The sequence below is a fragment of the Variovorax brevis genome, assembly GCF_030317105.1.
GTDB classification, from domain to species: Bacteria; Pseudomonadota; Gammaproteobacteria; order Burkholderiales; family Burkholderiaceae_C; genus Variovorax; species Variovorax brevis.
In genome coordinates this window covers 507,683-534,197 of sequence record NZ_JASZYG010000002.1, presented here as the reverse complement: position 1 = coordinate 534,197, position 26,515 = coordinate 507,683, and the positions used below count along the sequence as shown (strand labels likewise).

Genomic DNA, 26,515 nt, shown 5'->3' with positions numbered 1-26,515 from the left:
AGGCCCTCTGATGGCACGCGTGAGACGCGTACATGGGCCGGGTTCAGTGCTGCCCGCTAAGGCCTATTTCCCATAGGCTCAATGCGTCGGAAGGGCGAATCCACCAGTGATAATGATTCGTATATGCGTTCGCACAGAACGCCTATGCCTTCATCAATTCGATCTGGAGACGCCTCATGACCGCACGCCCCCGCGTGACCGCTCGCGCCAGCCGCGCGCTGACCTGCATCGCCGCCGCCTGGTTGGCTACGGCAGCCCTTCCCGCCCATGCCGCCGGGGAAGTCACGCTCTACACGACGCGCGAGGCCGCGCTGGTGCAGCCGTTGCTGTCGGCTTTCAGCGCGCAAAGCGGCGTGAAGGTCAACACGGTGTTCGTCAAGGACGGCCTGCTCGAGCGCGTGAAGGCCGAAGGTGCCCGCTCGCCGGCCGACGTGCTGATGACCGTGGACATCGGCAACCTGATGGATCTGGTGGACGGCGGCGTGACCCAGCCCGTGAAGTCTTCTGCGCTGGATTCGGCCATTCCTGCCAACTTGCGCGGCGCCGACGGGCAGTGGTATTCGCTGTCGCTGCGTGCGCGCGTGCTGTACGCCGACAAGACCCTGCCGCTCACCAGCATCCGCTACGAAGACCTCGCCAATCCCAAGTACAAGGGCAAGGTCTGCATCCGCGCCGGCCAGCATCCCTACAACACTGCGCTGGTCGCCGCGATGATTGCGCACGACGGCGAAGCCAAGACCGAGCAATGGTTGCGCGGCGTCAAGGCCAACCTCGCGCGCAAGGCCACGGGTGGCGATCGCGACGTGGCGCGCGACATCCTGGGCGGCATTTGCGACGTGGGCCTGGCGAACTCCTACTACGTGGGCCAGATGAAGGGCTCCAAGGAAGGCAGTGACGCGCGCAAGTGGGGCGATGCCATCAAGGTCGTCCGCCCGACCTTTGCCAAGAGCGGCGGCACGCACGTCAACATCAGCGGCGCCGCGGTCGCCAGGAACGCGCCGCAGCGCGCCAATGCTGTCAAGCTGCTCGAGTTCCTGGTGTCGGAACCGGCGCAGGCACTCTACGGCGAGACCAACTACGAGTACCCGGTGCGCAAGGGCGTGGCGCTTGATTCGGTCATCGGCTCCACCATTGGCGACCTGAAGGTCGACCCCCTGCCCCTTCCGGAGATCGCCAAACATCGCAAGCTGGCCAGCGCACTGGTGGACAAGGTCGGATTCGACCAGTGAGGACGAGGCGCCGCAACGCCGCTGACGCGGGATGAGCGCCGCGCGCCTGCATTCCGTGGGCCCGCTTTGGCGGACGGCGTCGATGGTCATTGCGCTCGGGGTGCTGATCCCCGTGATCAGCCTTGCCTGGCTGGCGCTGGGCACCGGCCTGCAGCATTGGTCGCATCTGGCGCAGCACGTGCTGCCGCAAGCCGCGCTCAACACCGCTGTGCTGCTGGCGGGCGTCGGCGTGCTCGTCCTGGTGATCGGCACGGGATGCGCATGGCTGGTGACGGCCTGCGATTTTCCAGGACGGCGGGTGCTCAACTGGGCGCTGCTGTTGCCGCTCGCGATGCCAACCTACATCGTCGCCTTTGCGTACCTCGATCTGCTGCATCCCATTGGCCCGGTGCAGGGCGCGATCCGCTGGGCGCTGGGCTTCGACAGCCCGCGCGAATTCCGCCTGCCCGACCTGCGCTCGATGCCGGGCGCCATCTTCGTGCTGGGCTTCGTGCTCTATCCCTACGTTTATCTCACCACGCGTGCCATGTTCATGACCCAGCCGGCGCACCTGATGGAAGCGGCGCGCACGCTGGGCGAAAGCCGAGGCGGCGCATTCTTTCGCGTGGCACTGCCGCTGGCGCGGCCGGCGCTGGCGGTCGGCGTGAGCCTGGCGCTGCTGGAAACGCTCAACGACATCGGCGCATCGGAATTCCTCGGCATCCAGACGCTCACGGTCGCGGTCTACACGACGTGGATCACGCGCTCCGACCTGGCCGGCGCTGCGCAGATCGCCTGCGCCATGCTGATCGTCGTACTCGCGCTCGTGCTGCTGGAGCGCAACGGGCGGCGCCACCAGCGCTTCGGCTCGGCGCAGCGCATGCGTGCGGCGAAAGCCCATCGCTTGCGCGGCGCCGCGGCGTGGGCGGCAAGCTTCGCCGCCAGCTTGCCCGTGCTCATCGGCTTCGTGGCGCCGGCGCTTTACCTCGTGTGGGAGACCCTCAAGCGCTTGCGCCTGGGTGGGGGCGTTTCGCGCGAACTGATCGGCAGCCTGGGCAACACGCTTGGCTTGGCCACCGGCGTGACGCTGGTCACTGTCGCGGCCGGGCTGGTCGTGGCGTGGGCCGTGCGCAGCACCGGATCGGCGCGCAACGGCGCGCGCTGGCAGGCGCGTGTGTCCACGCTCGGCTACGCGGTGCCGGGCACGGTGCTGGCCATCGGCTTGCTCACGCCGGCCTTGGCCTTCGATGCGGCATTCGGCGCGCTGGTGGGCCACGCGGGGCTGCCATTGATGGGCGCGGGCATCGTGCTCGTGGTGGCCTGCGCCATCCGCTTCCTGGCAATGCCGCTCGGCGGCATCGAGGCCGGCTTGGCGCGCATCCCGCCTGCGCTGGAACAGGCCTCGCGGTTGCTCGGAGAAAGCGCGAGCGGGACCTTGCGCCGCGTGCATCTGCCGCTGCTTCAACCGGCCATTGCGGCCGGCGCGCTGCTGGTGTTCGTCGACGCCATGAAGGAGCTGCCCGCTACCTTGCTGCTGCGCCCCGCCAACTTCGACACGCTGGCGACGTGGCTGTATGCCGAAGCCTCGCGCGGCACATACGAAGAAGGCGCCATCGCCGCGTTGGCCATCGTCGTCGCGGGGCTGCTGCCGGTCATCTTGTTGGCGCGCAACCGGCTGGGCACCGGGCCGGAGGATTTGCGCGCATGAGCAACGAGGACACGCAGTGCCGAGCGAGGAAACGGCAATGAGCGAACACTTGCAACTCGACAGCGTGCGTGTCGACTACGAAGGAGCGCGCGGCCTGCACACGGCCGTCGAGGATTTCTCGCTGTCGCTCGCTGCGGGAAACATTGGATGCCTGCTCGGTCCCTCGGGCTGCGGCAAGACGACGGTGCTGCGCGCCATCGCCGGATTCGAGCCGGTGCGCGCGGGAACCATCCAGCTGGGCGATGCCGAACTGTCTTCCACTTCTGTGCACCTGCCCCCGGAACAACGCCGCGTCGGCATGATGTTCCAGGAGTACGCATTGTTTCCTCACCTCAGCGCGGGGCAGAACGTGGCCTTCGGATTGCGGCGCCTCGGCCGTGCACAGCGGCAGGCGCGTGTGGCGCAGATGCTCGCGCTCGTGGGACTTGGCGATGCTGGCGATCGCTATCCGCATGAACTGTCTGGTGGCCAGCAGCAGCGCATCGCACTGGCGCGGGCACTGGCGCCAGCGCCCGCCCTGCTCTTGCTCGACGAGCCCTTTTCAAACCTCGACGCGGGCACGCGCGAACGCCTGACGGCGGAGGTGCGCGACATCCTCAAGACAGCCGGCCAGACGGCCGTGCTCGTGACGCACAACGAAGCGGAAGCGCACGCGATGGGCGATCACATCGGCGTGATGCACAGCGGCCGGTTGCTGCGCTGGACTGAAAACAACGCGCGCAGTTGACCGCCGCAGTGCGCGGCAACGGCCGTGCGACGAGCGTGGTGCCGAGTTATAAACAGCCATGCGACTCCTTCACACCATGCTGCGCGTTGGCAATCTCCAGCGCTCCATCGACTTCTATACCCAGGTGCTCGGCATGCAACTGCTGCGCACCTCTGAAAACCCCGAATACAAGTACAGCCTCGCCTTCGTCGGCTACGAAGGCAATCCGGCGCAGGCCGAGATCGAGCTGACCTACAACTGGGGCACTGAAAGCTACGACCACGGAACGGCCTATGGTCACATCGCGCTGGCCGTGCCGGATGCCTACGAAGCCTGCGAAAAAATCAAGGCGGCGGGAGGCAACGTGACGCGTGAGGCCGGGCCGGTCAAGGGTGGCACGACGGTCATTGCGTTTGTCACCGATCCGGATGGCTACAAGATCGAGTTGATCCAGCGCGCGGAGCATGCGGTGGGGGCTGGGCTTCGCTGAGGGTGTTCTTGGGGTAGGGGCGGCGTCGCGGGGGTGAACTGTCCGCCGCACACGGGCGGGGTGAACAGGACGTTTCGACGGTTGTGCCCCAGCAAAGAATGCGCGCGCCGCTAACTCTTGCGCACCGACGGACCAACGCGCAGGTTCGGATGGAAACGCCCACACCGTTGGCGCCATCCCGGAGCCCGGCAGCGAGCACATGCCAAACGACCCCAAAAGCGATCACGAATCAAGCAAATAAAATCAGCACCCCAACTGATCCGCCAACGCACAAAGATCCCGCGCATGCAGCGTGTTGTCCGCCACCGGCGACACGTCCTTGACGCGCCCCGCGCCGTATTCGAGCGGCCGCTCGATGTACGCCGCACGCAAGCCGCACCCCCGCGCGGCCGCCAGGTCATCGTGATGCGCCGCCACCAGCATCACCTGCAGGGGCGTGGCGTCAAACACCGCGGCCACGCCAAGATAGGTCCGCGGATCCGGCTTGTAGGCCTTGAAGACCTCCGCCGACAGGATGCAATCCCACGGCAAGCCCGCGCGCTTGGCCATCTCCGTCAGCAAGCCGATGTTGCCGTTGGACAGCGTGCAGACGGTGAACTTCTTCTTCAGCCGAGTCAGTCCCTCGACCGAATCCGGCCACGCCGGCAAGCGATGCCACGCGAGGTTGAGCACACGCCGACGTTCCCGGTCGAAATTCTCGACGCCGAAATCGCGCAGCACCTCGTCAAGGATGTGCAAGTGCAGCTCGTCGATCAGCGTGAAGCCGCCCTCGCCTGCCGCAATGCGCTCCATCACGCCGCGCATCGCCGGTTGATAGCCGGCTCTCCACGCGAGCGCGAACGCGTTGGCGTCCACGTCAGGCAACAGTTGCGCCACCTCCGCAGAGATGCCACCGTGCCAGTCGACCACCGTGCCAAAGATATCGAAAGCGAGAACCTTCAGGTCGCCCGCGTCAAACTGCTGCTGCGCCATGATGAAGCCACTCATCGTCGTTGAAGCTGGCTCGCCGCGCGTGCCAGATGTTCGATCTTGGACCAGTCGCCCGCCTCGATGGCATCGGTCGGCACGATCCACGATCCGCCCACGCAGGCCACGTTCGACAGCGCAAGAAATTCATGCGCGTTCACCGCGTTGATGCCGCCCGTCGGACAGAAGGTCACGTCACCGAAGGGCCCTTGCCACGCCTTGAGCATCGGCAAGCCGCCGGCCTGCATCGCCGGAAAGAACTTCAGTTCGGTGTAGCCGTCTTCCTGCGCCTGCATGATCTCGCTGCCCGTGGCCACGCCCGGCAGCAGCGGCAAGCCGAGGTCGTGGCAAGCCTTGCCCACGGCGCGCGTGTAGCCCGGGCTCACGCCGAACTTCGCGCCCGCGAGCGCCGACGCCTGGGCGTCGGCAGCGCTGCGGATCGTGCCGGCGCCGGCCACCGCATCCGGCACTTCCTTCGCGATGGCTTCGATGCATTGCAAGGCCTGCGGCGTGCGCAGGGTGACCTCCAGCATGCGGATGCCGCCGGCGACCAGCGCACGTGCCAGCGGCACGGCATGCGCCACGTCGTTGAGCACGATGACCGGAATGACCGGCGCGTCGCGCATCACGTCGAGCGAGGTGAGTCTCGTTGTGTTTACAGCCATGAACAGGCTCCTTCTTCTGCTGTCAATGCGTTGCGGCGCATGCCGGCGAACAGTTCGCGGCCCAGGCCATGCCCGTCGGCAATGCGCTGTTCTTCGGGCATCTTCGCAGTTTCGCGCGCCGCCCATTCGTCGTCCGGCACCAGGACCTGCAACGTGCCGGCCACCGCGTCGAGCCGGATGAGGTCGCCGTCGCGCACTTTGGCGATCGGCCCACCCGCCGCGCCCTCGGGCGAAACGTGGATGGCCGCAGGCACCTTGCCGGACGCACCGCTCATGCGGCCATCGGTCACCAGCCCCACCCGAAAGCCCTTGCCCTGCAACACCGAGAGCGGCGGCGTGAGCTTGTGCAGTTCGGGCATGCCGTTGGCCTGAGGGCCTTGCCAGCGCACCACGCACACCACGTCGCGCTCCAGTTCTCCCGCGGTGAACGCCTTCTGGAGCGCCGCTTGCGAATCGAACACGCGCGCAGGCGCCTCGATGACGTGGCGGTCGTCCGGCACGGACGACACCTTGATCACCGCGCGCCCGATGTTGCCGGTGAGCAGCTTGAGTCCACCCGTGGCGCTGAAAGGATTCGACGCCGGCCGCGCAACTTCCAGATTCTTCGACGGCGCCGCAGGCTGCCACCCAAGCGCATCGACAGCCGACGCGTCGCCCTTGAGCACCGGGATGTTGGCGAACTCGGCAATGCCGCCAGCACGCACGGTGGCCACGTCACCGTGCATCAAGCCTGCGCCCACCAGTTCGCCAATGACAAAGCCCGGTCCGCCGGCGCTCTGGAACTCGTTCACGTCGGCCGTGCCGTTGGGATACACGCGCGTGAGCAAGGGCACGATTTCGGACAACTGCGCGAAGTCGTTCCAGTCGATCACGATGCCGGCTGAACGCGCGACGGCCACCCAGTGGATCAAGTGATTGGTCGAGCCGCCCGTTGCAAGCAACGCCGCCATGGCGTTGACGATCGCACGCTCGTCCACCATCTCTCCGATCGGCGGACAGGCAAAGAAATCTTCACTCGCACGCCCAAGCACCGTGCGCACGGCTTCGCGCGTGAGCGCCTCGCGCATCGAATCGCCCGGCTGGATGAAGGCCGTTCCCGGCACATGCAGCCCCATGGCCTCCAAAAGCATCTGGTTGCTGTTGGCCGTGCCGTAGAACGTGCAGGTGCCTTGCGAGTGATAGGCCGCCATTTCCGCTTCCATCAGCCCCTGCCGGCCCACCAAACCTTGGGCGGCCTGCTCGCGCACCTTGGACTTGGCGCTGTTGGACATGCCCGAAGGCATGGGCCCCGCCGGCACGAAGACCGTGGGCAAGTGGCCGAAATGCAAGGCGCCGATGAGCAGGCCCGGCACGATCTTGTCGCACACGCCCAGCAGCAGCGCCGCATCGAACATGTCGTGCGTGAGCGCCACGGCCGTGCTCATCGCAATCACGTCGCGGCTGAACAGGCTCAGTTCCATGCCGGGCGTGCCTTGCGTGACGCCGTCGCACATGGCGGGCACGCCGCCCGCGACCTGCGCCGTCGCACCAAAGCGGCGCGCTTCGTTCTTGATGATGTCCGGATAGCCTTGGTACGGGGCGTGCGCGGACAGCATGTCGTTGTAGGCGGTGACGATGCCCAGATTCGGGGCGCGCTCTGCCACGATCTTGAGCTTGTCGTTGGCGGGCACGCCGGCCACCGCGTGCGCCACGTTGGCGCAGCCCATGCGGTCGGAGCCCCGGTCCCGTTCGCGCGTTTCCCGCAGCCGTTTCAGGTAGGCCTCCCGCGAGCCGCGGCTGCGCTCACGGATGCGATCGGTGACGTCGCGAACGGTGGGGTGTGTTGTCATGGGGATCCATCACTCTGCCGGTGCTGCCGCGGCGCGGCGGGCAAGTGATCATCGTACCAACATGAAATGAAAAAGCCCGGTCAGGCCGGGCTTTTCCGTGCATCGGGGTGCGGCTTCAGTCGACGAGCTTGACTTCGACCCGACGCGCCTCGGCATTGCTGCCGGTGCCCGTGGTGCCTTCGGGCTTTTTCAGCTCGACCTTGCCGGCCGGCACGCCCAGGCCGACAAGCACTTCCTGCACTCTTTCGGCACGCTGCTTGGCCAGTTCGGCGTTCTTGGCGGCATCGCCGGTGTCGTCGTGGTAACCAGACACGACGGCCTTCTTGCCGCCTTCCACGCCCTTGATGACGGCTGCCAGTGCTTCGGCCGCGCCCGGTGCCAGATCAGTGCTGCCGGTGGCGAAGTAGAACTTCACGACACCGTCGACCACGCGCACGCTGGCGCCGTCGGGAATCACGACAACCACCGTTTCGGTGACTTCAACCACCTTGGGCGCCGCGGCGACTGCCATCGTCGCTGTCGCGGCCCCGCCGGCGGCGGCCGCGGCAGGCGCAGGGCTCCTGGAAATCGCAATCCCCACGACCAGGAAGAGAACGAGGGCAATGATGCCGCCCGCCAACCCGAGGATGAAGTAGGTTTGGCCGTCGTCTTCGCTGGTAGCTGCCATCGGTCGATCTCCGTAATCAAGTGGTCGGTAAATAATGGTGCGTTGGACCATAACCGCGGGATTGTAGGCGTGACCGAAAGCGCAAATGTGAATGATCCGGGCCCTCCCGGGCTCGACCCGATGATCAAGCCGCTGCGCGACCCCCAGCCCATGCTGGCGCGCGCCATCGACGAATGGGGTGGCCACCAGGACTTGTGGATCTTCGGCTATGGCTCGCTCATCTGGCGGCCCGAGTTCGAATTCGCAGAGCGCCGCGCCGCGCATCTGCACGGGTGGCACCGCGCGTTGAAGATGTGGAGCCGCGTCAACCGCGGCACGCCGCAGTGCCCGGGCTTGGTCTTCGGCCTCTTGTCTGGGGGAAGCTGCCGCGGCATGGTCTTCCGGATTCCTGCTGCCGATGGGCTCGAAACGCTGGGCCGGCTGTGGCTGCGCGAGATGCCCACCGGCGTTTACGACCCGCGCTGGCTCGACTGCGTGACACCCGGTGGCAAGGTCCGCGCGCTGGCCTTCACGCTCTCGCGGCGCAGTCCCAACTTCACCGGCGAATTGAGCGACGCGCGCTATCGCGAGATCTTTGCGCAAGCCACGGGCCGCTACGGCACGTCGATCGAGTACGCCCGCCAGACCTTTCATGAACTGCAGCGCCACGGCATTCACGATGCCGCGCTGGGACGTCTCGTGCGCTTGGCCGAAGCGTCGCTGTCGGGGTCCACCGATTGCGCGGCTGCCCCGCATGCGCTACACCGTCATTCATCGACAACAAACAGCTAGTGGAGAAAACATGAAACGCTACCTTGCCGCCCTGACCGTCATTGGCGCCACGAGCCTGCTCGGCGCTTGCGGCAACATGGCGACGGGCTCGGCCCGGCCGGGCGCCACGGCGAGCCTCGTGCCCACGGCGGCGGTGTCGCCCAATCCGACCGTCGGCAACGTGACGTTCACCGCCCTGGACCACGGCGTTCGCATCGCCGGCGAGGTGCGCGGATTTGCGCCAAACACCGAGCATGGCTTCCACATCCATGAAAAAGGCGATTGCGGCGACAACGGCAATGCGGCAGGCGGCCACTTCAACCCCGCTGGCGGCACGCACGGCAAGTACGGCGCTGCCGGCAGCCACGCAGGCGAGTTGCCCAGCCTCGTGGCAGACGCAGGCGGCGTTGCGCGCTTCAGCGTGGACGACCACGCAATTTCCCTGACGGACGGTGCGGCCAACAACGTGGTGGGCCGCGCGCTCGTGGTTCACCGGGACCGGGACGACTTCACCACGCAGCCGGCCGGCAATTCCGGCCCGCGCATTGCCTGCGCGGTGATCACGAGGAGCTGAGCAGCGCCTCGGCCCTGGCGAGATCGTCCAGGGTGTCGATGTCGGTGAGGATGCCGATGTCGTTCACGTCGATATCGACCACCGCGCCCTTTGCACGCAACGCACGCAGCACGGCGGCCGCACCCTGTGCGCCTTCCAGCGCTGCCAGCGCAGCGCCGCTTGCAGCGCCGAATCCGACCGGATGGCCCTTGGTGCCATCATGGGCCGGCTGCACCGCGCGTGCGCCTTCCGCGATGGCCTGAGCCACTCGCTGCAAGGTCGCCGGCTTCACCAGCGGCAGGTCGGCCGGAAGAATCAACCAGCCCGCCGCACCCGACGTGGCACGAACAGCCGCCCCGATGGAGTCGCCCATGCCGGCGTGACCCACGTCCTCGAGATGCCACGGCAGGCCGCTGGCACGCACGGCAGCCAGGGTGTGCTCCATCACCGGCGTGCCCGCCAGCAAGGCACGCAGCTTGGAGCCGCTGCCACCGGAAGCGACAAAGCGCTCGCCGCGCCCGGAGGCCAGCACGATCACCACCGGGAGCGCATGCGACGAATCAGGAGAAGAGGCAGTCGTGGACATGGCCGCAGTATCTCCCGCCTTCCCCGACAATGGCGCCATGACGTCTCCCAATGAAACGCTGGCCGCGCTGCGCAAGAGCTACGAGCGCGCAGAGCTCGATGAAACCCGCAGCGATGCCGATCCGCTTCGCCAGTTCGAACGCTGGCTTGCCGAAGCCATCGATGCGCAACTGCCCGAACCCAACGCGATGACGCTGGCCACCGTCGGCAGCGACCTGCGTCCCTCCACGCGCATCGTGCTCATCAAGGGCTTCGATGAGCGCGGCGTGGTCTGGTACACCAACTACCAGAGCCGCAAGGGCCAGGAGCTGGCGGGCAATCCCTTTGCGGCGCTGCAGTTTCACTGGGTCGAGCTGGAACGCGTGGTGCGCATCGAAGGCCGTGTCGAAAAGGTCGATGCCGCGCAGAGCGACGCCTACTTCGCCAGCCGGCCACTCGATTCGCGCATTGGGGCTTGGGCCAGCCCGCAAAGCCAGGTCATCAGCGGGCGCGACGTGCTCGTGAAGAACGCGGCCATCTTTGCCGCCAAGCACCTGCTGTCCCCGCCCCGTCCGCCGCACTGGGGCGGCTATCGGCTGGTGCCGGACACCTGGGAATTCTGGCAAGGGCGCAAGAGCCGGCTTCACGACCGCCTGCGCTACCGGCGCGAAGACGGTCAATGGCTGCGCGAACGGCTCGCGCCTTGAGCGGCAAGGTCTTCCAGAGTGGAAACTGATTCGGTTCGACGGCCCGCCGTCGATGGCGGCGCGGCGCATCGCGCGTTGAGTCCCCATGCCCTCGTCGGCATCGCGGCAGGCTTGGCCGCGGGCGCGCTTTGGGGGCTGGTGTTCGTGGCGCCCCGCATGCTGGGCAACTTCGGCATGGTGGACATCACGGCCGCGCGCTTCGTGGTCTTCGGCGTGGTGGCATTGGCAGCCGTGGCCACGCGGCCGGCGGCGCGGCGCTGGCCGACGGCGCGGCAAGCCGGCGGTGCGCTCTGGCTCAGCGTGCTGGGTTTTACCGGCTACTACCTGCTGCTGGCGTTCTCCATTGCCGCGGCGGGCACGGCCGTGCCGAGCCTCATCATCGGCACGATCCCCGTCTGGGTCATGCTGCTGGGCCGGCCTCATGGGCTGCGCTTGCGCACGCTGATGCCGGGCTTGGCGCTCACCGCCGCGGGCATCGGCCTCATGGTCGCCAGCGCATGGCCCGAAGGCGGAGGCACCAACGGCGGCAGCGCCTGGGGCTGGGGGCTGGTGCTGGCCCTGCTGGCGATGGCAAGCTGGACGGCTTTCGCCCTCCTCAACGCTCGTTGGCTGGCGCATCACCATGAAGTACAGGCTACTGACTGGGCCAACTGGCTCGGCATGGCCACCGGTCTGGGCGCCTGCGTGTTGTGGCTGGTGGCCGGATCGGGCATCGGCGCCCTGATGGCCCAGCCGAACATTGCGCTGTTCGTGGTGATCGCGCTGGCCGTGGGCATCGGCTCGTCGTGGCTCGCCACCATCCTGTGGAACATCGCCAGTCAGAGGTTGTCTCCGAGCTTGTGCGGCCAGCTCATCGTGAGCGAAACGCTGTTCGCCCTGCTCTACGCTTTCCTGTGGGACGGCCGCTGGCCGCAAGCGAGCGAGTTCGCGGCGGCCGTCCTGTTCGTCCTGGGCATCCTCGCATCGATCAAGGCGCACAAATGAAGTTTGAAATTCCCGGGAAGAAGAAGTTCGTCTATGAAATGTCGATCCCCATTCGATGGGGCGACATGGATGCCATGGGCCACCTCAACAACGCAAGCTACTTCCGGTACCTGGAGACGGTGCGCATCGACTGGTGGCACTCGCTCGCCGTGCAGCCCGAACCGCAAGGCCACGGCATGGTGATCGTCAACGCCTTCTGCAACTTCTACAAGCAGCTGGAGTACCCCGGCAACGTGCGCGTGAAGATGTATGCCAGCGACCCGGCGCGCACCACGTTCGAGACGTGGGCCACGATGGAACGCGAGGACACGCCCGGCGTGATCTACGCGGCCGGTGGTGCGACCACCATCTGGGTGGATTTTCCGAAGCAGAAGGCCGAGCCGCTGCCGGACTGGCTGCGCGCGCTGGTGAGCGACTGAACGGGGGGTTGCGGCTTGCCGGCGCATGGGTCGCGCTGGAAACAGATCGCAAGAACGCATCGCGAAAGCCGTAACTCTTCACGTTTTCGTCGGTGCATGTCCGCGATCGCTTCGCGAGACCGATGGCATGCCGAAGCGAAGGAGCCTAAGCTGGCCCTCGCCATGAAGTCCAAGTTGAATCACTCGACACCCATGCGGTTCTGGCAGCGCGGCGCGCACCCGATGAGCGCGCCACTTCCGGCCAAACCAAGAGGCTACCCGCCCGCCCCGACCCGCGCGGCCAACGGACATCTTCTCGGCCCCCCAACGTCAAGCTTGCGCCGCCGCATCGCCGCATGGTGGACCTATCACTTTGTGCAAATTGCCGTCTGCCGCGTTCAGGGACTCCACGGCCCGGTGTACTTTCGCGCGAACGTAACGCCTCTGCAGTTTCGCAATGAACTGCACTGCATGGCGTTCAAGACCGAGTTCATGACTCGCGCCGCGTTCGACAAGCTGCCCTCCTTGCAGAAGGCGTAGCGCCAAATCAATACGAGCCCGCCGCCGGTGATGGCTGTTGCGCGCGCATCGCCGCGATCACCTGCTGCGCCCCTGCCGCCATCAGCCGCGCGTCCGAGCTGACCGTCGTGAACTGGAATCCGTTGGCGATCCGCGCCAGCGCGCCATTGGCGTTGCCGTTGTGGATGCCGGCGACCACGCCATGCGCCTTGGCACGTTCGAGGATGTGGTCGATCGCCTCTTGCGCCTTCGGGTCCACGTCGTCGAACACGGGCCGGCAGCCGAGCGCCAGCGACAGGTCCGAAGGGCCGATGTAGATGGCGTCGAGCCCTTCCACCGAGAGGATGCCGTCCAGGTTGTCGAGCGCCTTGGCGGTCTCGATCATCGCGAAGGTCACGATGGTGTTGTTGGCATGCTGGGGGTAGTCGGAACCGCCATAAAGCAGCGCGCGGATCGGGCCGAAGCTGCGGGTGCCCTGCGGCGCGTAGTGCGTCCAGGCGACGAGCTTTTGCGCGTCTTCGCGCGTGTTGACCATCGGGCAGATCACGCCGTAGGCGCCGGCATCGAGCGACTTCATGAGCACGCCGGGCTCCAGCCACGGCACGCGAACGATGGGCACCGTGTCTGTGGTCGAGATGGCCTGCAGCATCCCGACCATGGCCTGGTAGTCCACCACGCCGTGCTGCAAGTCGATGGTGAGGGAGTCCCAACCCTGATGGGCCATCGTCTCGGCGGAGAAACCGTTCGGAATGGCGAGCCACCCGTTGACGGCCGCACCACCGGATTTCCAGATCTCGCGCAAACGGTTGGGACGCATGTGAAGTCTCCTGTTGGGGTTTGAATCTTGCCTGATTGGAATCCTTTTCCCCGGTTTGCGGTTCAGGCTCGATCCCCACCCCGAAACATCGCGTTGAGTTCCACACCCGGGGCCGCATCGGCAAAACCATCAAAGCGGCCCTGCTCGGCAATAGCACGGGCGGCGCGCATGAATCCGCCCCACGCCGAACGTGCCAGTGCGCCACCCACGCTCACCCGCCGCACGCCCAGCGCGGCGATGTCCTGCATCGTGAGATCGCTGGTCCCGCCGACGAGCAGGTTGACCGGCTTCGGCGCCACGGCAGCGACCACCGCGGCGATCTGCTCGCGCGTGCGGATGCCCGGCGCGTAGAGGCAATCGGCGCCCGCCTCCGAATAGGCCTTGAGCCGTGCGATGGCGTCTTCCAGATCGGGTCGGCCCACGATGAAGTTCTCGGCACGGCCGACCAGCAGCGTGTCGCCGCCGGACTTGTCGATGGCGGCGCGCGCGGCGCGAATCCGCGCGACGGACACATCGATGTCGCGCAGCGGATTGGCGGCGTCGCCCGTCGAGTCCTCGATGGACAGGCCTGCCACGCCCGTTTCAACGGCCATGCGCACGCTTTCCGCCACGCCTTGCGCGTCGGATGCGTAGCCGCTCTCGAAATCGGCATTCACCGGAAGATCGGTGGCCGCGACCATGTCGCGCAAGTGCGCCAGCACCACCTCTCGCGACAGGCCTCCATCGGGATGGCCGAGCGTCCACGCGTAGCCTGAACTCGTCGTGGCCAGCGCCTTGAAGCCAAGGCTTTGCAGGTAGCGTGCGCTGCCGATGTCCCACGGGTTGGGAATGACGAAGCAACCGCTTGCGTGCAAGTCCTTGAATGCGCGGCGGCGGGCCGCGATGCTGGAACTGGATGGGGTGATCATGAGTCTCCTTGCTTGGGTTCTGCAGCGCCGGGATCGCAAGGGTGCCACAGCAACGGCAATTGCGCTGCGGCAAGGCACGCATGCAATGCCGCGCGCCTGGAGATGAAGCGCCGACAATGCGGCGTCCGACGACCACCGAGACACATCCATGCCCGGCACGCCCCCATCGATCCTGCGCCAGATCCCGACAGGCGTCTGGGTGCTGGGCTTCGTGAGCATGCTGATGGACATCTCCTCGGAGATGATCCACGCACTGCTGCCGATGTTCATGGTCACGACATTGGGCACCAGCGTGCTGGCCGTGGGCATGGTCGAGGGCCTGGCGGAATCTGTGGCGCTGGTCGTGAAGGTCTTCTCGGGCGCGTTGAGCGACTACCTGGGCCGGCGCAAGGGGCTGGCCGTGGCGGGCTATGCGCTGGGCGCCTTCAGCAAGCCATTGTTTGCGCTGGCTCCGAGCCTTGGCGTTGTGGTCACGGCCCGCTTGCTGGACCGCGTCGGCAAGGGCATCCGAGGGGCTCCGCGCGATGCGCTGGTGGCGGACCTTGCACCGGCGCATTTGCGTGGCGCGGCTTTCGGGCTGCGGCAAGCGCTGGACACCGTGGGCGCATTTCTCGGTCCGCTGATCGCCGTGGGGCTCATGCTGCTGTGGGCCAACGACTTCAGGTCGATCTTCTGGGTCGCGGCGATTCCCGGCTTTCTGGCCGTGGCGCTGTTGCTGTTCGGATTGAAGGAGCCGGCCACCGGGCGCCCAGCGGTGCGCACGAACCCCATCCGGCGCGAAAGCATCCGGCGCCTGCCGCGTGCTTATTGGTGGACGGTGCAAGTCGGCGCCATCTTCACGCTGGCACGTTTCAGCGAGGCATTTCTCGTCTTGCGGGCGCTGCAGTGCGGCGTCCCGCCCGCGCTCGTGCCGTTGGTGATGGTGGCGATGAACCTCTTGTATGCGGCGTCGGCCTATCCCTTTGGAAAGCTCTCCGATTCGATGAGCCATCACAAGCTGCTGGTGCTGGGCCTGATGGTGCTGCTGGCAGCCGATCTGGTCCTGGCGAGTGGGACGCATTGGGCGGCCTTGTTCGCTGGCGTTGCGTTGTGGGGCGTGCACATGGGCATGACGCAGGGGCTGCTCGCCACGATGGTGGCCGACACCGCGCCCGCGGATTTGCGCGGGACCGCCTTTGGCGTGTTCAATCTGGTGAGCGGCGTGGCGATGCTGGCGGCGAGCGTTCTGGCGGGGTTGCTGTGGGATGCGCTGGGTGCGGAATCGACCTTCGTGGCCGGCGCTGGATTTTCTCTGCTCGCGATCGTGCTGCTGGGATGGCAGGCGATGCGCCGGAGTGCGCCTGCATCGGAACGCAAAGCACCCTGAGCGTTAACTAGAGCGTCGCTTCCGCCCGCCCGATGCCCGGGAATTCGACGACCACCTTTTGACCCGCGAGGATCGGCAGCACGCCCACCCACGTGCCCGTCGTGATAACGGTACCCGCCGGCACACTCTTCCCATGACGCGTCACATGACGCAGCCACGTCGGCAGCAGCCACGCAGGATCGCCCAATGAATGCGTCCCGGTGCGAGCAACAGTTTCCTGCGTGCCGATACGCGCCTCGCAGCGTTGCGCCGACCAGTCGCGCGGCGCATAAGGCACCCATTCGCCGAGCACCAGCGCGCCGTGCGACTGCATGTCAGCCAGTCGCAGGAGCGCAGGCGCCTGGTTGCCCGCGGCCCAGCGCGAATCGACGATCTCGATGGAGACCGCCATTGCGTCCACCAGCGCACCTGCATCTTCCGGCTTGAGGCCAGCCGCACGCTCCGGCGTCACGGCTTCGCCGAGGCGCAGCGCGATCTCGGCTTCGATGCCCGGCACATGGAAATGCATGTCACCAAACTGCGCCGGGCTGGCCCGAACGCCATGCGGCGGCAGGGGCGCATGGGTCAGCACGGCGTCGCGAGAAGGACCGCCTGACTTCCAGTGCCCCGGCACCGCCGTGGTACCGAACCAGGCCATGGCACGGCCCAATGCGTCCTGCGCGAGATAGGCGTCGTCCGCGTCCTGCAAGACGTCCTGCCACGGCACTGCGCTGGCAATGGAACGGCCCTCGTGCCATGCGGTCGCCAGCGCTTGCGCCAGATCATCCAGTTTGCTTGCGTTCATCCATCCACTTTCACATTGCCGTCCTTGACGACTTTCGCCCATTTTGCAATTTCGGTGGCGATGAACTGTTTGAACTTGTCGCGCGATCCGCCGCCGTCTTCGGCGCCATAGGTGTCGAGCCGCTCCTGTACGTCGGGCATGGCCAGCACGGTGTTGACGTCGGTGTTGATCTTGTCGGCGATGCCGGCAGGCAGCTTGCCGGGACCGGCGAGGCCGTACCACGTGGTGGCGTCAAAGCCGACAAAGCCCTCTTCCTGCATGGTCGGCACGGTCGGGTGGCCCTTGGCGCGCTTGGCCCGCGTCTGTGCCACCGCATGCACCTTGCCCGCCTTCACGTGCGGCGTCGCCGCCGTCATCGTCTCGAAGCAGTACTGGATCTGGTTGCCCATCAGGTCGGCCAATGCCGGCGCACTGCCTTTGTATGGCACGTGCATCGCGTCGACGCCGGCCTGCACCTTGAACATCTCCAGCGCCAGATGCTGTGCGGAACCGGGCCCGGCCGAGCCGAAGCTGATCTTGCCGGGGTTGGCCTTGCACAGCGCGACGATGTCCTTCACCGTCACTTCCTTTTGCCCCGGCGCAGCGACCAGCAGGTTGGGCGTGACGCCCACCAGCACGATGGGCACGAAGTCGCGCTGCGCGTCATAGCGCAGCTTCGGCTGCAGGCTGGGCGCAAGTGCATGGCTGTTGATGTGCGCCATCAGCAGCGTGTAGCCGTCGCTCGGCTGCGTGGCCTCGTACTCGGCCGCGAGCACGCCCGAGACACCTGCCTTGTTCTCCACGACCACCGACTGCCCCCACATCACCGACAGCTTCTGGCCGACGACGCGCGCGAGCGCATCGGTGCCGCCGCCGGGCGGAAAGCCCACGATGATGCGCACCGGCGCGTTGGGCCATTCCTGCGCGAACAGGCTGGGCGCGCCCAGCGAAGCGGCGGCCGCACCGGCGGCCTGGATCAGTTGGCGTCGTTGCATCGTGGAGTCTCCTTTTGTTGTTGACGATCGATCGTGATGAAGCGCAGGCGATCAGGCCGCCTTTTGCAACGCGGCAGGTGCGGCGTGGCTCGCGAAGTGATCCATGGCGGCCTGCACGCCGCTCGCCGCGAGCTTGATGCCGGCGAGCTTCATGCCCATCTCGACGCCGGCGACCATCGCCACCAGCGTGAGGTCGTTGCTGTCACCCAGATGGCCCATGCGGAACATGCGGCCCTTCAACTTGCCCAGGCCGGTGCCGAGCGACAGGTCGAAGCGTTGATGGATCAGGCGCCGCAGCGCGTCGGCATCGACACCGACCGGCGTGATGACGCCGGTCAGCACCGGCGAATAGACGGCCGGGTCGGCGCACTGGATCGGCAGGCCCCATGCGTTGACGGCGGCGCGCACACCGGCGGCCCAACGCTGGTGGCGGGCAAAGACGTTGTTCAGCCCCTCGCCGAGCAGCATGTCGAGCGACTCGGCCAGTCCATACAGCAGGTTCGTGTTCGGCGTGTAGGGCCAGTAGCCGTCCTTGTTCATCTCGATGATTTCGTCCCACGCCCAAAAGGAACGTGGCAGCGTGGCCGTCTTCGCGGCCTCGATCGCACGCGGCGAGAGCGCGTTGAAGCTGATGCCGGGCGGCAGCATCAGGCCTTTTTGGGAACCGCTGATGGTCACGTCCACGCCCCATTCGTCGTGGCGGAAATCGGCGCTGGCCAGGCCCGAGATGCTGTCGACCATCAACAGCGCCGGATGGCCAGCCGCGTCGATGGCGGCACGAACGCTGGCGATGTCGGAGGTGACGCCCGTCGACGTCTCGTTGTGCACAACGCAGACGGCCTTGATCTTCTTTTCGGTGTCCTTGCGCAGGCGCGCCTCGATCAGGTCGGCCTGCACGCCGCGCCGCCATCCGGGTGCCTGCGGCAAGTGCTCGTCAGTACCGTTCCATGACAGGAACTCGGTGGAGATGCCGAGCCGGGTCGCCATCTTCTGCCACAGCGAGGCGAAGTGGCCGGTCTCGAACATCAGCACGTGGTCGCCGGCGCTCAGCGTGTTGACCAGTGCGGCTTCCCAGGCGCCTGTGCCCGAGGCGGGGTAGATCATCACCGGATGGCGCGTCTTGAAGATGTTCTGGATGCCGTCGAGCACGCGCCGGCCCAGCAAGCCGAATTCGGGACCACGGTGGTCGATGGTCGGCAGGCTCATCGCTCGCAGGATGCGGTCGGGCACGGGGCTCGGCCCGGGAATCTGCAGGAAATGACGGCCTGTCGGATGAAAGTCGAGTTGAAGCATCGCAATGTCCTTTCAGCGCTAGTTTTGCATGCAAAACGTTGTTTCGCATAATCGTTAACCATATGGGCAGTGTGTTGAGCCTTTCATTTTTTGCATGCAAAATGCGCTTGAACGATTCAGGACATGGCAGAAATCATCGAAATCTCCAGCCTCGCGCTGCATGACCAGGTGGCCTCGCGGCTGCGCACCATGCTGGTCGAAGGCCACATCGCGCCCGGCGCCAAGCTCAACGAACGGGAGTTGAGCGAGCAGTTGCACGTCTCGCGCACGCCCCTTCGCGAAGCCATCAAGCTGCTGGGCGCGGAAGGATTGGTCGACCTGCTGCCCAACCGCGGCGCGGTGGCCGTCAAGCTCACCGAGGCGGACGTCGTCAACACCTTCGAACTGCTGGCCGCGCTCGAAGGCATGTCGGGCGAGTTGGCGGCGCAGCGCATCACCGATGCCGAGCTGGCGGAAATTCGCGCCCTGCACTACGAGATGCTCGCGTGCTTCACGCGCAACGACTTGTCGGGCTACTACCGCATCAACGCGCGCATCCACACCGCCATCAACGCTTCCGCGAAAAACCCGGTGCTCACGTCCACCTATCAAGGCATCAATGCCCGCGTGCAGTCGCTGCGCTTTCGTACCAACCAGGAAGCGGCCAAGTGGCAGCGCGCCGTGTCGGAGCACGAGCGCATGGTCGAGGCCTTGAGTGCCCGCGACGCGCCGGCGATGCGTGCCGTCCTCATCGAGCACCTGAATCACAAGCGCGACACGGTACTCGAGTTGCTGCGCGCCGGCGAGATCTATCCCGAAGCGAAACCCAGGCGCGGCAAGACGCGCCAATAAGGCCCCCATGCGCATCGACCCCGCGAGCCACCTGCAGCCAGCCGGCACCGTCTTGCCGCCCAACGAGACCTGCGAGTTGCTGGCGCGGCGCCTGCAGGCCGAGACCCAAGGCGAGGTGCTCTTCGACGATGCCTCGCGCGGCCGCTACGCGACCGACGCGTCGATCTACCAGATCATGCCGGTGGGCGTGCTCGTGCCCCGCAGCGAGTCGGACATCGCCACCGCCATCGACATCGCGCGCGAGTTGCAGGTGCCGGTGCTGCCACGCGGCGCGGGCACCAGCCAGTGCGGCCAGACCACGGGCGCGGCGCTTGTCATCGACAGCACCAAGTACTTCCGGCGCCTGCTTGAACTGGACCTCGAAGGACGCACCGTCACCGTGGAACCGGGCATGGTGCTCGACCGGCTCAACGCGCAACTCAAGCCGCATGGGCTGTGGTATCCGGTCGACGTGTCCACCAGCGCGCAAGCCACGCTCGGCGGCATGGCGGGCAACAACTCCTGTGGCTCGCGCTCGATCGCCTACGGCAACATGGTGCACAACGTGCTCGGCGCGAGCGTGTGGCTCTCCAGCGGCGAGGTGGTGGATTTCGGACCGGTCTCGCGCATGAGCGGGCGCGCAGCCGACATCGCCCACCATATTCGCCAGCTCGCACAACAGCACAAGGGCGAGATCGCGGCGCGTTGGCCCAAGGTCATGCGGCGCGTGGCGGGCTACAACCTCGACATCTTCGACAACCAGAGCGAGAAGCCCTACACCGAAGACGGCAGCGTCAACCTGGCGCACCTGCTCGTCGGGTCCGAAGGCACCCTCGCCTTCACGCGCAACCTCACGCTGAAGCTGGCGGACCTGCCGCGCGCCAAGGTGCTGGGCGTCGTCAACTTCCCGACCTTCCATGCGGCGATGGATGCGGCCCAGCACATCGTCAAGCTCGGGCCGACGGCCGTCGAGCTGGTCGACCGCACGATGATCGAATTGAGCCTGGCCAACCCGGCCTTCAGGCCGACGGTGGAGACGGCTCTCATCGGAAAGCCCGCGGCCATTTTGCTGGTCGAATTTTCAGGCAACGACAAGAGCGCGTTGCTCCCGCGGCTCAGGCAGTTGGTCGAGCTGATGGGCGACCTCGGCCTGCCGGGCAGCGTCGTCGACATGCCCGATGAAGCGCCGCAGAAGAACCTGTGGGAAGTGCGCAAGGCGGGGCTCAACATCATGATGAGCCTCAAGGGCGACGGCAAGCCCGTCAGCTTTATCGAAGACTGCGCCGTGCCGCTGGAACACCTCGCCGAATACACCGACGCGCTGACGGAAGTCTTCGCCCGGCACGGGAGCCGCGGCACCTGGTACGCGCATGCGTCGGTCGGCACGCTGCACGTGCGGCCCATCCTGGACATGCGCACCGACGGCGCCCTCAAGATGCGCGCCATCGCCGAAGAAGCCAGCGCGCTGGTGCGCAAGTACAAGGGCGCATTCAGCGGCGAGCACGGCGACGGCCTGTGCCGCGGCGAATGGATCGAATGGCAGTTCGGACCGGCCATCAATGAAGCCTTCCGCTCCATCAAGCAAAAGCTCGACCCGATCAACCTCTTCAACCCCGGCAAGATCATCGATCCGCCGAAGATGGATGACGGATCGCTGTTCCGCTTCGCGCCGCCGACGGCGCCCAGGCCCTACAAGCGCATCGCACTCACGCCGGTACTCGACTGGTCCGCGTGGAACGTGCAGGCCGACCCCGTGACCGAGGTGACCACCGCGCCCGGCACCGGCGGCGACGTGACGGGCGGCTTCGCCAAGGCCGTCGAGATGTGCAACAACAACGGCCACTGCCGCAAGTTCGACGCCGGCACCATGTGCCCGAGCTACCGCGTGACGCGCGACGAGCAGCACCTGACGCGCGGGCGCGCGAACACGCTGCGCCTGGCCATCTCCGGCCAGCTCGGCCCCGATGCCTTCACCAGCGACGCCATGCACGAGACCATGGACCTGTGCGTCAGCTGCAAGGGCTGCAAGCGCGACTGCCCCACCGGCGTCGACATGGCGAGGATGAAGATCGAGTTCCTGGCCCACTACAAGGCCCGGCACGGCCACACGCTCAAGGACCGACTGGTCGCCCACCTGCCTGACTATGCGCATCTGGCGAGCAAGGTCGGCTGGCTGCTGAACCTGCGCAACATCGTGCCCGGCGCGTCGTGGGTGAGCGAGAAGATGCTGGGCTTTTCCTCGCAGCGCTCGCTACCGCATTGGCGCAGCGACACCTTCTGGAAAGTGCGTGACGCGTCAATGTTCGCGAGCGTCGCTGACACAGTCGCTGCAGCCGGGGCCGGCCACAAGACTGCAGTGCTCTTTGTCGACACCTTCAACGGCACCTTCGAAAGCGAGAACGCACTGGCCGCCGCACGCGTTCTGGCGGCCGCGGGCTACGTGCTGCACACCGCAGAAAAATCGGGAAGCCACTTGTGCTGCGGGCGCACCTTCCTCGCAAGCGGCATGGTGGATGAGGCCAAGGCAAGAGCCGGCGCGTTGATCGACGCCCTGCTTCCGTTGGCCGAAGCCGGCGTTCCCATCGTGGGCCTCGAACCCTCGTGCCTGTTGACCCTGCGCGACGAGGCGCTGGTCATGGGCCTCGGCGACAGGGCGCAGACGGTGGCGAAGCAGGCGCTCATGTTCGAGGAGTTCATCGCACGCGAGGCTGCTGCCGGGCGATTCGAAGTGGCATTCAAGCCGGCAGGCAAGCCGATCCTTCTGCACGGCCATTGCCACCAGAAAGCCTTCGGCGCCGTGAGTCCGATCCTGGAGGTGCTCAAGCTCATCCCCGGCGCCAGGCCGGAGCTGATCGAATCGTCCTGCTGCGGCATGGCCGGCAGCTTCGGCTACGACGCCGCGCACTACGAGGTGTCGATGCAGATGGCCGAGGCCGCCCTGCTGCCCGCCGTGCGCAAGAACCCCGACGCGATCATCTTGGCCGACGGCACGAGCTGCCGCCACCAGATCGCCGATGGCGCGCAACGCACGGCCGTGCACGTGGCACGGCTTCTTGAAACGCTGCTGCCCTGACGGGCGCTTCAGGCGCGGCGCGCAGGATCGGGATAGACCAGCGGACCGAGCACGCTGCGATCGAAGGGCTTCCACTGGCCTTCGGGTTGCGCGAGTCGATCGGCCAGCGCGTAGAACACGGCCGGGTGTGCACCCAGGCCCATGTGGCTCGCGATCACTTCGATGTTCTCGGAATGCGGACCCGGCTTCTCGAGGCTGCAGCGCCATGCCACCACGCCATCGGTGCGGCTGAAGATGGAGGTGGTCGGCACGCGCGGCGTGGGCGTGACGTCGGCCACGTAGCGCGGGTCTTCGGCACTCTGGCCGCTCACGCCTTCGTAGAGTCGCCAGGCGTTGGTGGCCCGACCGGTGCCCGTGAAGGGGCTGCCGAGCGTGACCACGCTGCGCACCAGATCGGGCCTGCGCGCTGCAATCAGTCGCGCGTAGACGCCGCCGAGGCTCCACCCGACCACCGTCACCTTGCGCCCGCTCTCGGCGTGCATCGACTCGAGCTTGGCGAAGAGACCATCCTCAACCCCTTCGCGCGGCCCAAGGTTGCGCCCCTGACCCCAACCGTGCGCGTCGTAGCCGCGGCCCTTGAGATAACGGCGCAGGAGACGCGTGGAACCATCGCTTGCCACGAGGCCGGGCAACACGAGCACCGGATGCCCGTCACCGCGCGGCGCGAGTTGCAGCAACGGCCAGCAGGCGATTGCCGCGCCCGCCTCCCACAACGCGCGCCATTCGGCGAGCAGCAGTAGGCGCGATGGCGGCGCAAGGGGTTTCGCCATCGATGGATGTTGAATGGCTTTGGCAGCGGTCGTCATACAAAAGATCTCGAATTCGTTTCAGGTTCTCAATATGCCGCCCGCACCTTCCAGAGTCAGTCGGACGACTCCCCTTTATCCGAGGTATTTGCTTCGAAGGTAATCAAGATAAGCCCGTGATTCCCGCGAGACGTAGGGCGAAACCAACGTCAAGGTGTAAAAGGCCGCGAAGCCCGGATCCGCCTGCTGCAAGGCCTCGCGCCCCGGCAGCAGTCGCTCGAAGGAAGGCCAGCACGTGGTGGCAAAAACCATCTGCAGCGCCAGCATTTGCGCGTCATGTGCATTGGCCGTGATCACCCCCGCTGCCACCAGCGTTTCGCACAACGATTGCGTGGCCAGCAAATTTTGTGCCGTGAGGGCCTGCACGCGCACCCCCAGGGTGAGGTATTCGCTGGAAAGAAAGGCCATGTCGCGGTAGATGAAGCGATAGGCGTCGATGGCTTCAAAGCGCAGGTGCAGCGCGAGCCACAGGTCGTCGATGGCCTGCACCGTGCCGGACGATGCGTTCAGCAATTCGAGACGCTCTTCAAAGCGCCGCAGCAGCCGCTCGACAATGAGCTGCTTGGTCTTGAAGTGGTAGTGCAGATTGCCCGAGCTGATCTCGAGTTCGGCGGCGATGCGGTGCGTGGAGACGGCCGCCAATCCCTGCTCATTGAACAGCGCCAGGCTGGTCAGCAGGATGCGTTCACGCGTGTTGGAACTGGCCACGGATTGCGAGGAATCGAACCGTGGAGGCCTCAGCGCTTGCGGCGGGACGCTTCGTCACGCTGCAGGAGTTCGAGCAGAAGCTTCATCTGCTCGCGAAGCTCCTCGAACTCCTTCGCGCCCGGCATGCCCAGGCGCTGCAGGGCGCTGGCCACGCGTTGGTCGAACACGTCCTCGAACTTGCGGATTCCAAAAGGCTCCAGGCCCGGAAAGCGCGGCGGCTCACCCTTTTTGCCCTGCGTGATGCCGAGCAGGCTCTCGATCACGTTGCCCTGGCGCAGCACGACGTCATCGCGCACGCTGCCCAACGCCTTCAGGCCTGCATGCAGCAGGCCCTTGTTGGCGGGTTTGGTGTCGGGTTTGGTGTCGGGCACCGCGTCCGGCAGTGCGCTGGGCACGGCGTCGGGCGCGGGGGCCTTGCGCGGCGCCTGTGCCTTTTTGGCAGCAGGCCCCTGGGCCGGCAGCGTCGCCTTGCGCGCCGCTGCCTTCTTGGCCGGAGCCGCCTTCTTCTTGTTCACGTTGTCGGTTTCATTGCGACGAGTCGCCATGCATTGCTCCAATTTGCCGTGAACGAAGAATAGCGGTTTCCCGCCCGGCGAATTACGCCGACTTCTTGGCAGCGCGGATGCGGCGAACCGGCTTGGCGGCTTCTTCAGCGACTTCGACGGCAGCGTCCGTGGCGGCAGCCAGGCGCGTTTCGATTTGCTTGGCACCAGCGGCAACCTTGTCGGCGATCTTCACCGAGATGTTGGCGATGGGCATGTTCAGTTCGTTGAACTTGCTGATGACCGAAGCGACGCGAGCCGATTCGATGGCAGCTGCCTTGGTGGCGACGGTTTCGATGCCGGTGGTGGCTGCCGTGGCAACGCGGTCCATGGCGCGCACGACGCGGCCGGTGTCGATGTCCAGGCGGCCGGCCAGGAAGCCGTTGGCCTTTTGTTCGGCTTCGATCAGGCGAGCCTTGATCGATTCGCTCACCAGGGGCAGCTTGGCGTCGGTCACGAAGGCGCTGTAACGCGTCGTCGCGGTGCTCAGCACGCGTTGCACGCCGCTGCGGTAGGCGCTGACGAGCGTCTTGGCGGCGTCGTTGTACTGGCCGACAACGTGGACTGCGGCGGTCGAGATCGTTTGGGTGGTCATTTGTTTTTTCCTTTGCGTTGAGTTGATGGGTGAATCATCTCCCGCAGGCCCCAGGCAGAAAAAGCTAGATACGTTCGAAAATTAGGGCAGATGCTCCAATTCGGGAGCTTCCCCTAAATCCGCAGCCCTCAAAGATGGCCTGCGAGAGCCATCGCCACCGTGACCGTCACGAGCGCCAGCACCGTCGACACCGCCACGCTCGCCGTGACCGCTTCTTCCGCGGTGCGATAGCGTTGGGAAAACAGGAAGACATTGGCCCCGATGGGCAAGGACGCCGCCACCACCATGATGGTGAGCGGCAAGCCGTGTACCCCCAGCGCCCAGCCGATGGCCGCGACCAGCACCGGGTGCAACAGGTTCTTGAGCAAGGCCTGAGTGAGCGCGGCGCGCCAGTGATCGCCGATGGGCGTGAAAGCCAGCGTGATGCCGACCATGACCAGCGCAATCGGGCCGAATGCGTTGCCCAGGAAGGCGATCGGCTTGTCGATCCACTCGGGCATCGTGAGGCCCGTCTGCGCGAACAGCAGGCCCGCGATGATGGGCAGCGGCACCGGATGAATGATCGCGTTGCGCAGCGCCCCGAGCACCGTCTTGAACATGGGTGGCCGCTCCTCGCCGGCAATGGCGGCGTGCTCATGCGCCACCGCCAACTCCAGCACCACGGTGGCACTGGTCAAGAGCACCAGCGAATGCAGCGAGATGAGCGTGAGCAGCACCACCATGCCTTCGCCGCCGTAGGCCAGTCCGATCAGCGGAATGCCGATCATCACGGTGTTGCTGTAGGTGTTGGCCAGTCCCAGCACGGCCGCGTTGCGGTTGAAGCCCCGAACCGCCATGGTCAAGCCAAAGAGCAGCCACGAAGCGATGAAATACGCCGCCACCGGCCTGAAGCGAAGCTGCGACACATCCACGGTGCTCATGGCGCGAAACAGCAGCGCCGGCGCCAGCAGCAGGAAGATCAGGTTCGAAAGATCCTTGACCGAGCCGGGCTTGATCCATCCCCGTTTGCCTGCAAGAAAGCCTGCCGCGATGAGCACCACCACCGGGAGCAGCGAGGAAACGACGGATTCATTCACAGGAGGCGATCATTGTGGCGGCTTGACGCTTTTGGCGTCTCTCACTACA

Annotated in this window: 28 protein-coding genes; 13 read left to right on the top strand and 15 right to left on the bottom strand. The window is 66.2% G+C overall.

The genetic code is table 11. From position 1 onward, the window contains the following. The first annotated feature begins 176 nt into the window (after positions 1 to 176). The 4 genes from QTI66_RS07165 (at position 177) to gloA (ending at position 4,112) form a co-directional block, all read left to right on the top strand. The gene (locus QTI66_RS07165) at positions 177 to 1,229 is read left to right on the top strand and encodes a Fe(3+) ABC transporter substrate-binding protein (protein WP_286558478.1); all 1,053 of its coding nucleotides are present in this window, start codon (positions 177 to 179) and stop codon (positions 1,227 to 1,229) included. Positions 1,230 to 1,311: 82 nt separating this feature from the next. Continuing rightward, positions 1,312 to 2,916, top strand: coding sequence for an ABC transporter permease (locus QTI66_RS07160; RefSeq protein ID WP_444814959.1), 1,605 nt, complete (start codon positions 1,312 to 1,314; stop codon positions 2,914 to 2,916). A 37-nt stretch (positions 2,917 to 2,953) separates the two neighbouring features. Continuing rightward, positions 2,954 to 3,643: an ABC transporter ATP-binding protein gene (locus QTI66_RS07155; protein WP_286558476.1), complete on the top strand. Its 690-nt coding sequence runs from the start codon at positions 2,954 to 2,956 to the stop codon at positions 3,641 to 3,643. Between the two features lie 58 nt (positions 3,644 to 3,701). After that, a complete protein-coding gene (gene gloA, locus QTI66_RS07150; RefSeq protein WP_286558475.1) occupies positions 3,702 to 4,112 on the top strand; it encodes a lactoylglutathione lyase in 411 nt (136 codons plus the stop codon). A 243-nt stretch (positions 4,113 to 4,355) separates the two neighbouring features. On the opposite strand, the gene QTI66_RS07145 is transcribed toward gloA, so the two are convergent. The 4 genes from QTI66_RS07145 to QTI66_RS07130 all read right to left on the bottom strand — a co-directional run bounded on the left by QTI66_RS07145 (position 4,356) and on the right by QTI66_RS07130 (position 8,239). Next, complete coding sequence (locus tag QTI66_RS07145; protein WP_286558474.1) at positions 4,356 to 5,099, bottom strand: haloacid dehalogenase type II; 744 nt, start codon at positions 5,097 to 5,099, stop codon at positions 4,356 to 4,358. Further along, complete coding sequence (eda, locus tag QTI66_RS07140; RefSeq protein WP_286558473.1) at positions 5,096 to 5,743, bottom strand: bifunctional 4-hydroxy-2-oxoglutarate aldolase/2-dehydro-3-deoxy-phosphogluconate aldolase; 648 nt, start codon at positions 5,741 to 5,743, stop codon at positions 5,096 to 5,098. The genes QTI66_RS07145 and eda overlap by 4 nt, the downstream gene beginning before the upstream one ends. After that, positions 5,734 to 7,572, bottom strand: coding sequence for a phosphogluconate dehydratase (edd, locus tag QTI66_RS07135; protein WP_286558472.1), 1,839 nt, complete (start codon positions 7,570 to 7,572; stop codon positions 5,734 to 5,736). The genes eda and edd overlap by 10 nt, the downstream gene beginning before the upstream one ends. A gap of 115 nt (positions 7,573 to 7,687) precedes the next feature. Further along, positions 7,688 to 8,239: an OmpA family protein gene (locus QTI66_RS07130; RefSeq protein ID WP_286558470.1), complete on the bottom strand. Its 552-nt coding sequence runs from the start codon at positions 8,237 to 8,239 to the stop codon at positions 7,688 to 7,690. A 120-nt stretch (positions 8,240 to 8,359) separates the two neighbouring features. Here QTI66_RS07130 and QTI66_RS07125 point away from each other — a divergent pair, with 120 nt between their 5' ends. Then, positions 8,360 to 9,010: a gamma-glutamylcyclotransferase gene (locus tag QTI66_RS07125; RefSeq protein ID WP_286559044.1), complete on the top strand. Its 651-nt coding sequence runs from the start codon at positions 8,360 to 8,362 to the stop codon at positions 9,008 to 9,010. A gap of 10 nt (positions 9,011 to 9,020) precedes the next feature. Next, on the top strand, positions 9,021 to 9,563 hold the full coding sequence (locus QTI66_RS07120) for a superoxide dismutase family protein (protein ID WP_286558469.1): 543 nt from the start codon (positions 9,021 to 9,023) through the stop codon (positions 9,561 to 9,563). Here QTI66_RS07120 and QTI66_RS07115 read toward each other — a convergent pair. After that, complete coding sequence (locus tag QTI66_RS07115) at positions 9,550 to 10,128, bottom strand: nucleotidyltransferase family protein (RefSeq protein WP_286558468.1); 579 nt, start codon at positions 10,126 to 10,128, stop codon at positions 9,550 to 9,552. The two genes, QTI66_RS07120 and QTI66_RS07115, sit on opposite strands and share 14 nt — an antisense overlap. Before the next feature lie 37 nt (positions 10,129 to 10,165). On the opposite strand from QTI66_RS07115, the gene pdxH reads away from it, so the two are divergent. From pdxH to QTI66_RS07095, 4 genes are all read left to right on the top strand, one after another. Then, positions 10,166 to 10,813 carry a pyridoxamine 5'-phosphate oxidase gene (pdxH, locus tag QTI66_RS07110; RefSeq protein WP_286558467.1) on the top strand — a complete coding sequence of 216 codons (648 nt, stop codon included), beginning with the start codon at positions 10,166 to 10,168 and terminating at the stop codon, positions 10,811 to 10,813. Positions 10,814 to 10,969: 156 nt separating this feature from the next. Then, the gene (locus tag QTI66_RS07105; protein WP_444814971.1) at positions 10,970 to 11,797 is read left to right on the top strand and encodes a DMT family transporter; all 828 of its coding nucleotides are present in this window, start codon (positions 10,970 to 10,972) and stop codon (positions 11,795 to 11,797) included. Further along, positions 11,794 to 12,216, top strand: a complete 423-nt coding sequence (locus tag QTI66_RS07100; protein ID WP_286558466.1) for an acyl-CoA thioesterase — start codon at positions 11,794 to 11,796, stop codon at positions 12,214 to 12,216. Before QTI66_RS07105 ends, QTI66_RS07100 begins: the two co-directional genes overlap by 4 nt. Before the next feature lie 162 nt (positions 12,217 to 12,378). Continuing rightward, on the top strand, positions 12,379 to 12,735 hold the full coding sequence (locus QTI66_RS07095; RefSeq protein ID WP_286558465.1) for a hypothetical protein: 357 nt from the start codon (positions 12,379 to 12,381) through the stop codon (positions 12,733 to 12,735). A 7-nt stretch (positions 12,736 to 12,742) separates the two neighbouring features. On the opposite strand, the gene QTI66_RS07090 is transcribed toward QTI66_RS07095, so the two are convergent. Further along, positions 12,743 to 13,531 (bottom strand): HpcH/HpaI aldolase family protein, encoded by a 789-nt coding sequence (locus QTI66_RS07090; RefSeq protein ID WP_286558464.1) that lies wholly within the window; start codon positions 13,529 to 13,531, stop codon positions 12,743 to 12,745. A 62-nt stretch (positions 13,532 to 13,593) separates the two neighbouring features. Next, the gene (locus QTI66_RS07085; RefSeq protein ID WP_286558463.1) at positions 13,594 to 14,439 is read right to left on the bottom strand and encodes an isocitrate lyase/PEP mutase family protein; all 846 of its coding nucleotides are present in this window, start codon (positions 14,437 to 14,439) and stop codon (positions 13,594 to 13,596) included. 148 nt (positions 14,440 to 14,587) lie between these two features. Here QTI66_RS07085 and QTI66_RS07080 point away from each other — a divergent pair, with 148 nt between their 5' ends. Then, entirely contained in the window at positions 14,588 to 15,805 is a 1,218-nt protein-coding gene (locus QTI66_RS07080; RefSeq protein ID WP_286558461.1) for an MFS transporter, read from the top strand. A gap of 7 nt (positions 15,806 to 15,812) precedes the next feature. On the opposite strand, the gene QTI66_RS07075 is transcribed toward QTI66_RS07080, so the two are convergent. From QTI66_RS07075 to QTI66_RS07065, 3 genes are read right to left on the bottom strand one after another with little or no spacing between them, the layout of a single operon-like run. Next, the gene (locus QTI66_RS07075; RefSeq protein ID WP_286558460.1) at positions 15,813 to 16,589 is read right to left on the bottom strand and encodes a fumarylacetoacetate hydrolase family protein; all 777 of its coding nucleotides are present in this window, start codon (positions 16,587 to 16,589) and stop codon (positions 15,813 to 15,815) included. Next, the gene (locus tag QTI66_RS07070) at positions 16,586 to 17,563 is read right to left on the bottom strand and encodes a tripartite tricarboxylate transporter substrate binding protein (RefSeq protein ID WP_286558458.1); all 978 of its coding nucleotides are present in this window, start codon (positions 17,561 to 17,563) and stop codon (positions 16,586 to 16,588) included. The genes QTI66_RS07075 and QTI66_RS07070 overlap by 4 nt, the downstream gene beginning before the upstream one ends. A gap of 51 nt (positions 17,564 to 17,614) precedes the next feature. Continuing rightward, entirely contained in the window at positions 17,615 to 18,856 is a 1,242-nt protein-coding gene (locus QTI66_RS07065) for a pyridoxal-phosphate-dependent aminotransferase family protein (RefSeq protein WP_286558457.1), read from the bottom strand. 123 nt (positions 18,857 to 18,979) lie between these two features. Between QTI66_RS07065 and QTI66_RS07060 the strand changes: the two genes are divergently transcribed. Beyond that, complete coding sequence (locus QTI66_RS07060) at positions 18,980 to 19,687, top strand: GntR family transcriptional regulator (RefSeq protein WP_286558455.1); 708 nt, start codon at positions 18,980 to 18,982, stop codon at positions 19,685 to 19,687. A gap of 7 nt (positions 19,688 to 19,694) precedes the next feature. After that, a complete protein-coding gene (locus QTI66_RS07055) occupies positions 19,695 to 22,739 on the top strand; it encodes an FAD-binding and (Fe-S)-binding domain-containing protein (RefSeq protein WP_286558452.1) in 3,045 nt (1,014 codons plus the stop codon). Between the two features lie 8 nt (positions 22,740 to 22,747). Here QTI66_RS07055 and QTI66_RS07050 read toward each other — a convergent pair whose 3' ends face one another. The 5 genes from QTI66_RS07050 to QTI66_RS07030 form a co-directional block, all read right to left on the bottom strand. Continuing rightward, positions 22,748 to 23,545 (bottom strand): esterase/lipase family protein, encoded by a 798-nt coding sequence (locus QTI66_RS07050; protein ID WP_444814958.1) that lies wholly within the window; start codon positions 23,543 to 23,545, stop codon positions 22,748 to 22,750. A 75-nt stretch (positions 23,546 to 23,620) separates the two neighbouring features. Next, entirely contained in the window at positions 23,621 to 24,253 is a 633-nt protein-coding gene (locus tag QTI66_RS07045; RefSeq protein WP_286558449.1) for a TetR/AcrR family transcriptional regulator, read from the bottom strand. A 29-nt stretch (positions 24,254 to 24,282) separates the two neighbouring features. After that, complete coding sequence (locus QTI66_RS07040; protein WP_286558448.1) at positions 24,283 to 24,798, bottom strand: poly granule associated family protein; 516 nt, start codon at positions 24,796 to 24,798, stop codon at positions 24,283 to 24,285. 52 nt (positions 24,799 to 24,850) lie between these two features. Next, the gene (locus tag QTI66_RS07035; RefSeq protein WP_286558447.1) at positions 24,851 to 25,390 is read right to left on the bottom strand and encodes a hypothetical protein; all 540 of its coding nucleotides are present in this window, start codon (positions 25,388 to 25,390) and stop codon (positions 24,851 to 24,853) included. Between the two features lie 128 nt (positions 25,391 to 25,518). Then, positions 25,519 to 26,466: an AEC family transporter gene (locus QTI66_RS07030; protein ID WP_286558446.1), complete on the bottom strand. Its 948-nt coding sequence runs from the start codon at positions 26,464 to 26,466 to the stop codon at positions 25,519 to 25,521. Positions 26,467 to 26,515 lie beyond the last annotated feature (49 nt).

Coding starts and splice junctions, on each gene's coding strand:
- QTI66_RS07080 (WP_286558461.1), top strand. CDS start 14,588: ATGCCCGGCACGCCCCCATCGATCCTGCGCCAGATCCCGACAGGCGTC.
- QTI66_RS07165 (WP_286558478.1), top strand. CDS start 177: ATGACCGCACGCCCCCGCGTGACCGCTCGCGCCAGCCGCGCGCTGACC.
- QTI66_RS07145 (WP_286558474.1), bottom strand. CDS start 5,099: ATGAGTGGCTTCATCATGGCGCAGCAGCAGTTTGACGCGGGCGACCTG.
- gloA (WP_286558475.1), top strand. CDS start 3,702: ATGCGACTCCTTCACACCATGCTGCGCGTTGGCAATCTCCAGCGCTCC.
- QTI66_RS07115 (WP_286558468.1), bottom strand. CDS start 10,128: ATGTCCACGACTGCCTCTTCTCCTGATTCGTCGCATGCGCTCCCGGTG.
- eda (WP_286558473.1), bottom strand. CDS start 5,743: ATGGCTGTAAACACAACGAGACTCACCTCGCTCGACGTGATGCGCGAC.
- QTI66_RS07100 (WP_286558466.1), top strand. CDS start 11,794: ATGAAGTTTGAAATTCCCGGGAAGAAGAAGTTCGTCTATGAAATGTCG.
- QTI66_RS07130 (WP_286558470.1), bottom strand. CDS start 8,239: ATGGCAGCTACCAGCGAAGACGACGGCCAAACCTACTTCATCCTCGGG.
- QTI66_RS07085 (WP_286558463.1), bottom strand. CDS start 14,439: ATGATCACCCCATCCAGTTCCAGCATCGCGGCCCGCCGCCGCGCATTC.
- QTI66_RS07155 (WP_286558476.1), top strand. CDS start 2,954: ATGAGCGAACACTTGCAACTCGACAGCGTGCGTGTCGACTACGAAGGA.
- edd (WP_286558472.1), bottom strand. CDS start 7,572: ATGACAACACACCCCACCGTTCGCGACGTCACCGATCGCATCCGTGAG.
- QTI66_RS07090 (WP_286558464.1), bottom strand. CDS start 13,531: ATGCGTCCCAACCGTTTGCGCGAGATCTGGAAATCCGGTGGTGCGGCC.
- pdxH (WP_286558467.1), top strand. CDS start 10,166: ATGACGTCTCCCAATGAAACGCTGGCCGCGCTGCGCAAGAGCTACGAG.
- QTI66_RS07040 (WP_286558448.1), bottom strand. CDS start 24,798: ATGGCGACTCGTCGCAATGAAACCGACAACGTGAACAAGAAGAAGGCG.
- QTI66_RS07060 (WP_286558455.1), top strand. CDS start 18,980: ATGGCAGAAATCATCGAAATCTCCAGCCTCGCGCTGCATGACCAGGTG.
- QTI66_RS07055 (WP_286558452.1), top strand. CDS start 19,695: ATGCGCATCGACCCCGCGAGCCACCTGCAGCCAGCCGGCACCGTCTTG.
- QTI66_RS07120 (WP_286558469.1), top strand. CDS start 9,021: ATGAAACGCTACCTTGCCGCCCTGACCGTCATTGGCGCCACGAGCCTG.
- QTI66_RS07160 (WP_444814959.1), top strand. CDS start 1,312: ATGGTCATTGCGCTCGGGGTGCTGATCCCCGTGATCAGCCTTGCCTGG.
- QTI66_RS07035 (WP_286558447.1), bottom strand. CDS start 25,390: ATGACCACCCAAACGATCTCGACCGCCGCAGTCCACGTTGTCGGCCAG.
- QTI66_RS07125 (WP_286559044.1), top strand. CDS start 8,360: ATGATCAAGCCGCTGCGCGACCCCCAGCCCATGCTGGCGCGCGCCATC.
- QTI66_RS07050 (WP_444814958.1), bottom strand. CDS start 23,545: ATGACGACCGCTGCCAAAGCCATTCAACATCCATCGATGGCGAAACCC.
- QTI66_RS07105 (WP_444814971.1), top strand. CDS start 10,970: ATGCTGGGCAACTTCGGCATGGTGGACATCACGGCCGCGCGCTTCGTG.
- QTI66_RS07070 (WP_286558458.1), bottom strand. CDS start 17,563: ATGCAACGACGCCAACTGATCCAGGCCGCCGGTGCGGCCGCCGCTTCG.
- QTI66_RS07075 (WP_286558460.1), bottom strand. CDS start 16,589: ATGAACGCAAGCAAACTGGATGATCTGGCGCAAGCGCTGGCGACCGCA.
- QTI66_RS07065 (WP_286558457.1), bottom strand. CDS start 18,856: ATGCTTCAACTCGACTTTCATCCGACAGGCCGTCATTTCCTGCAGATT.
- QTI66_RS07095 (WP_286558465.1), top strand. CDS start 12,379: ATGAAGTCCAAGTTGAATCACTCGACACCCATGCGGTTCTGGCAGCGC.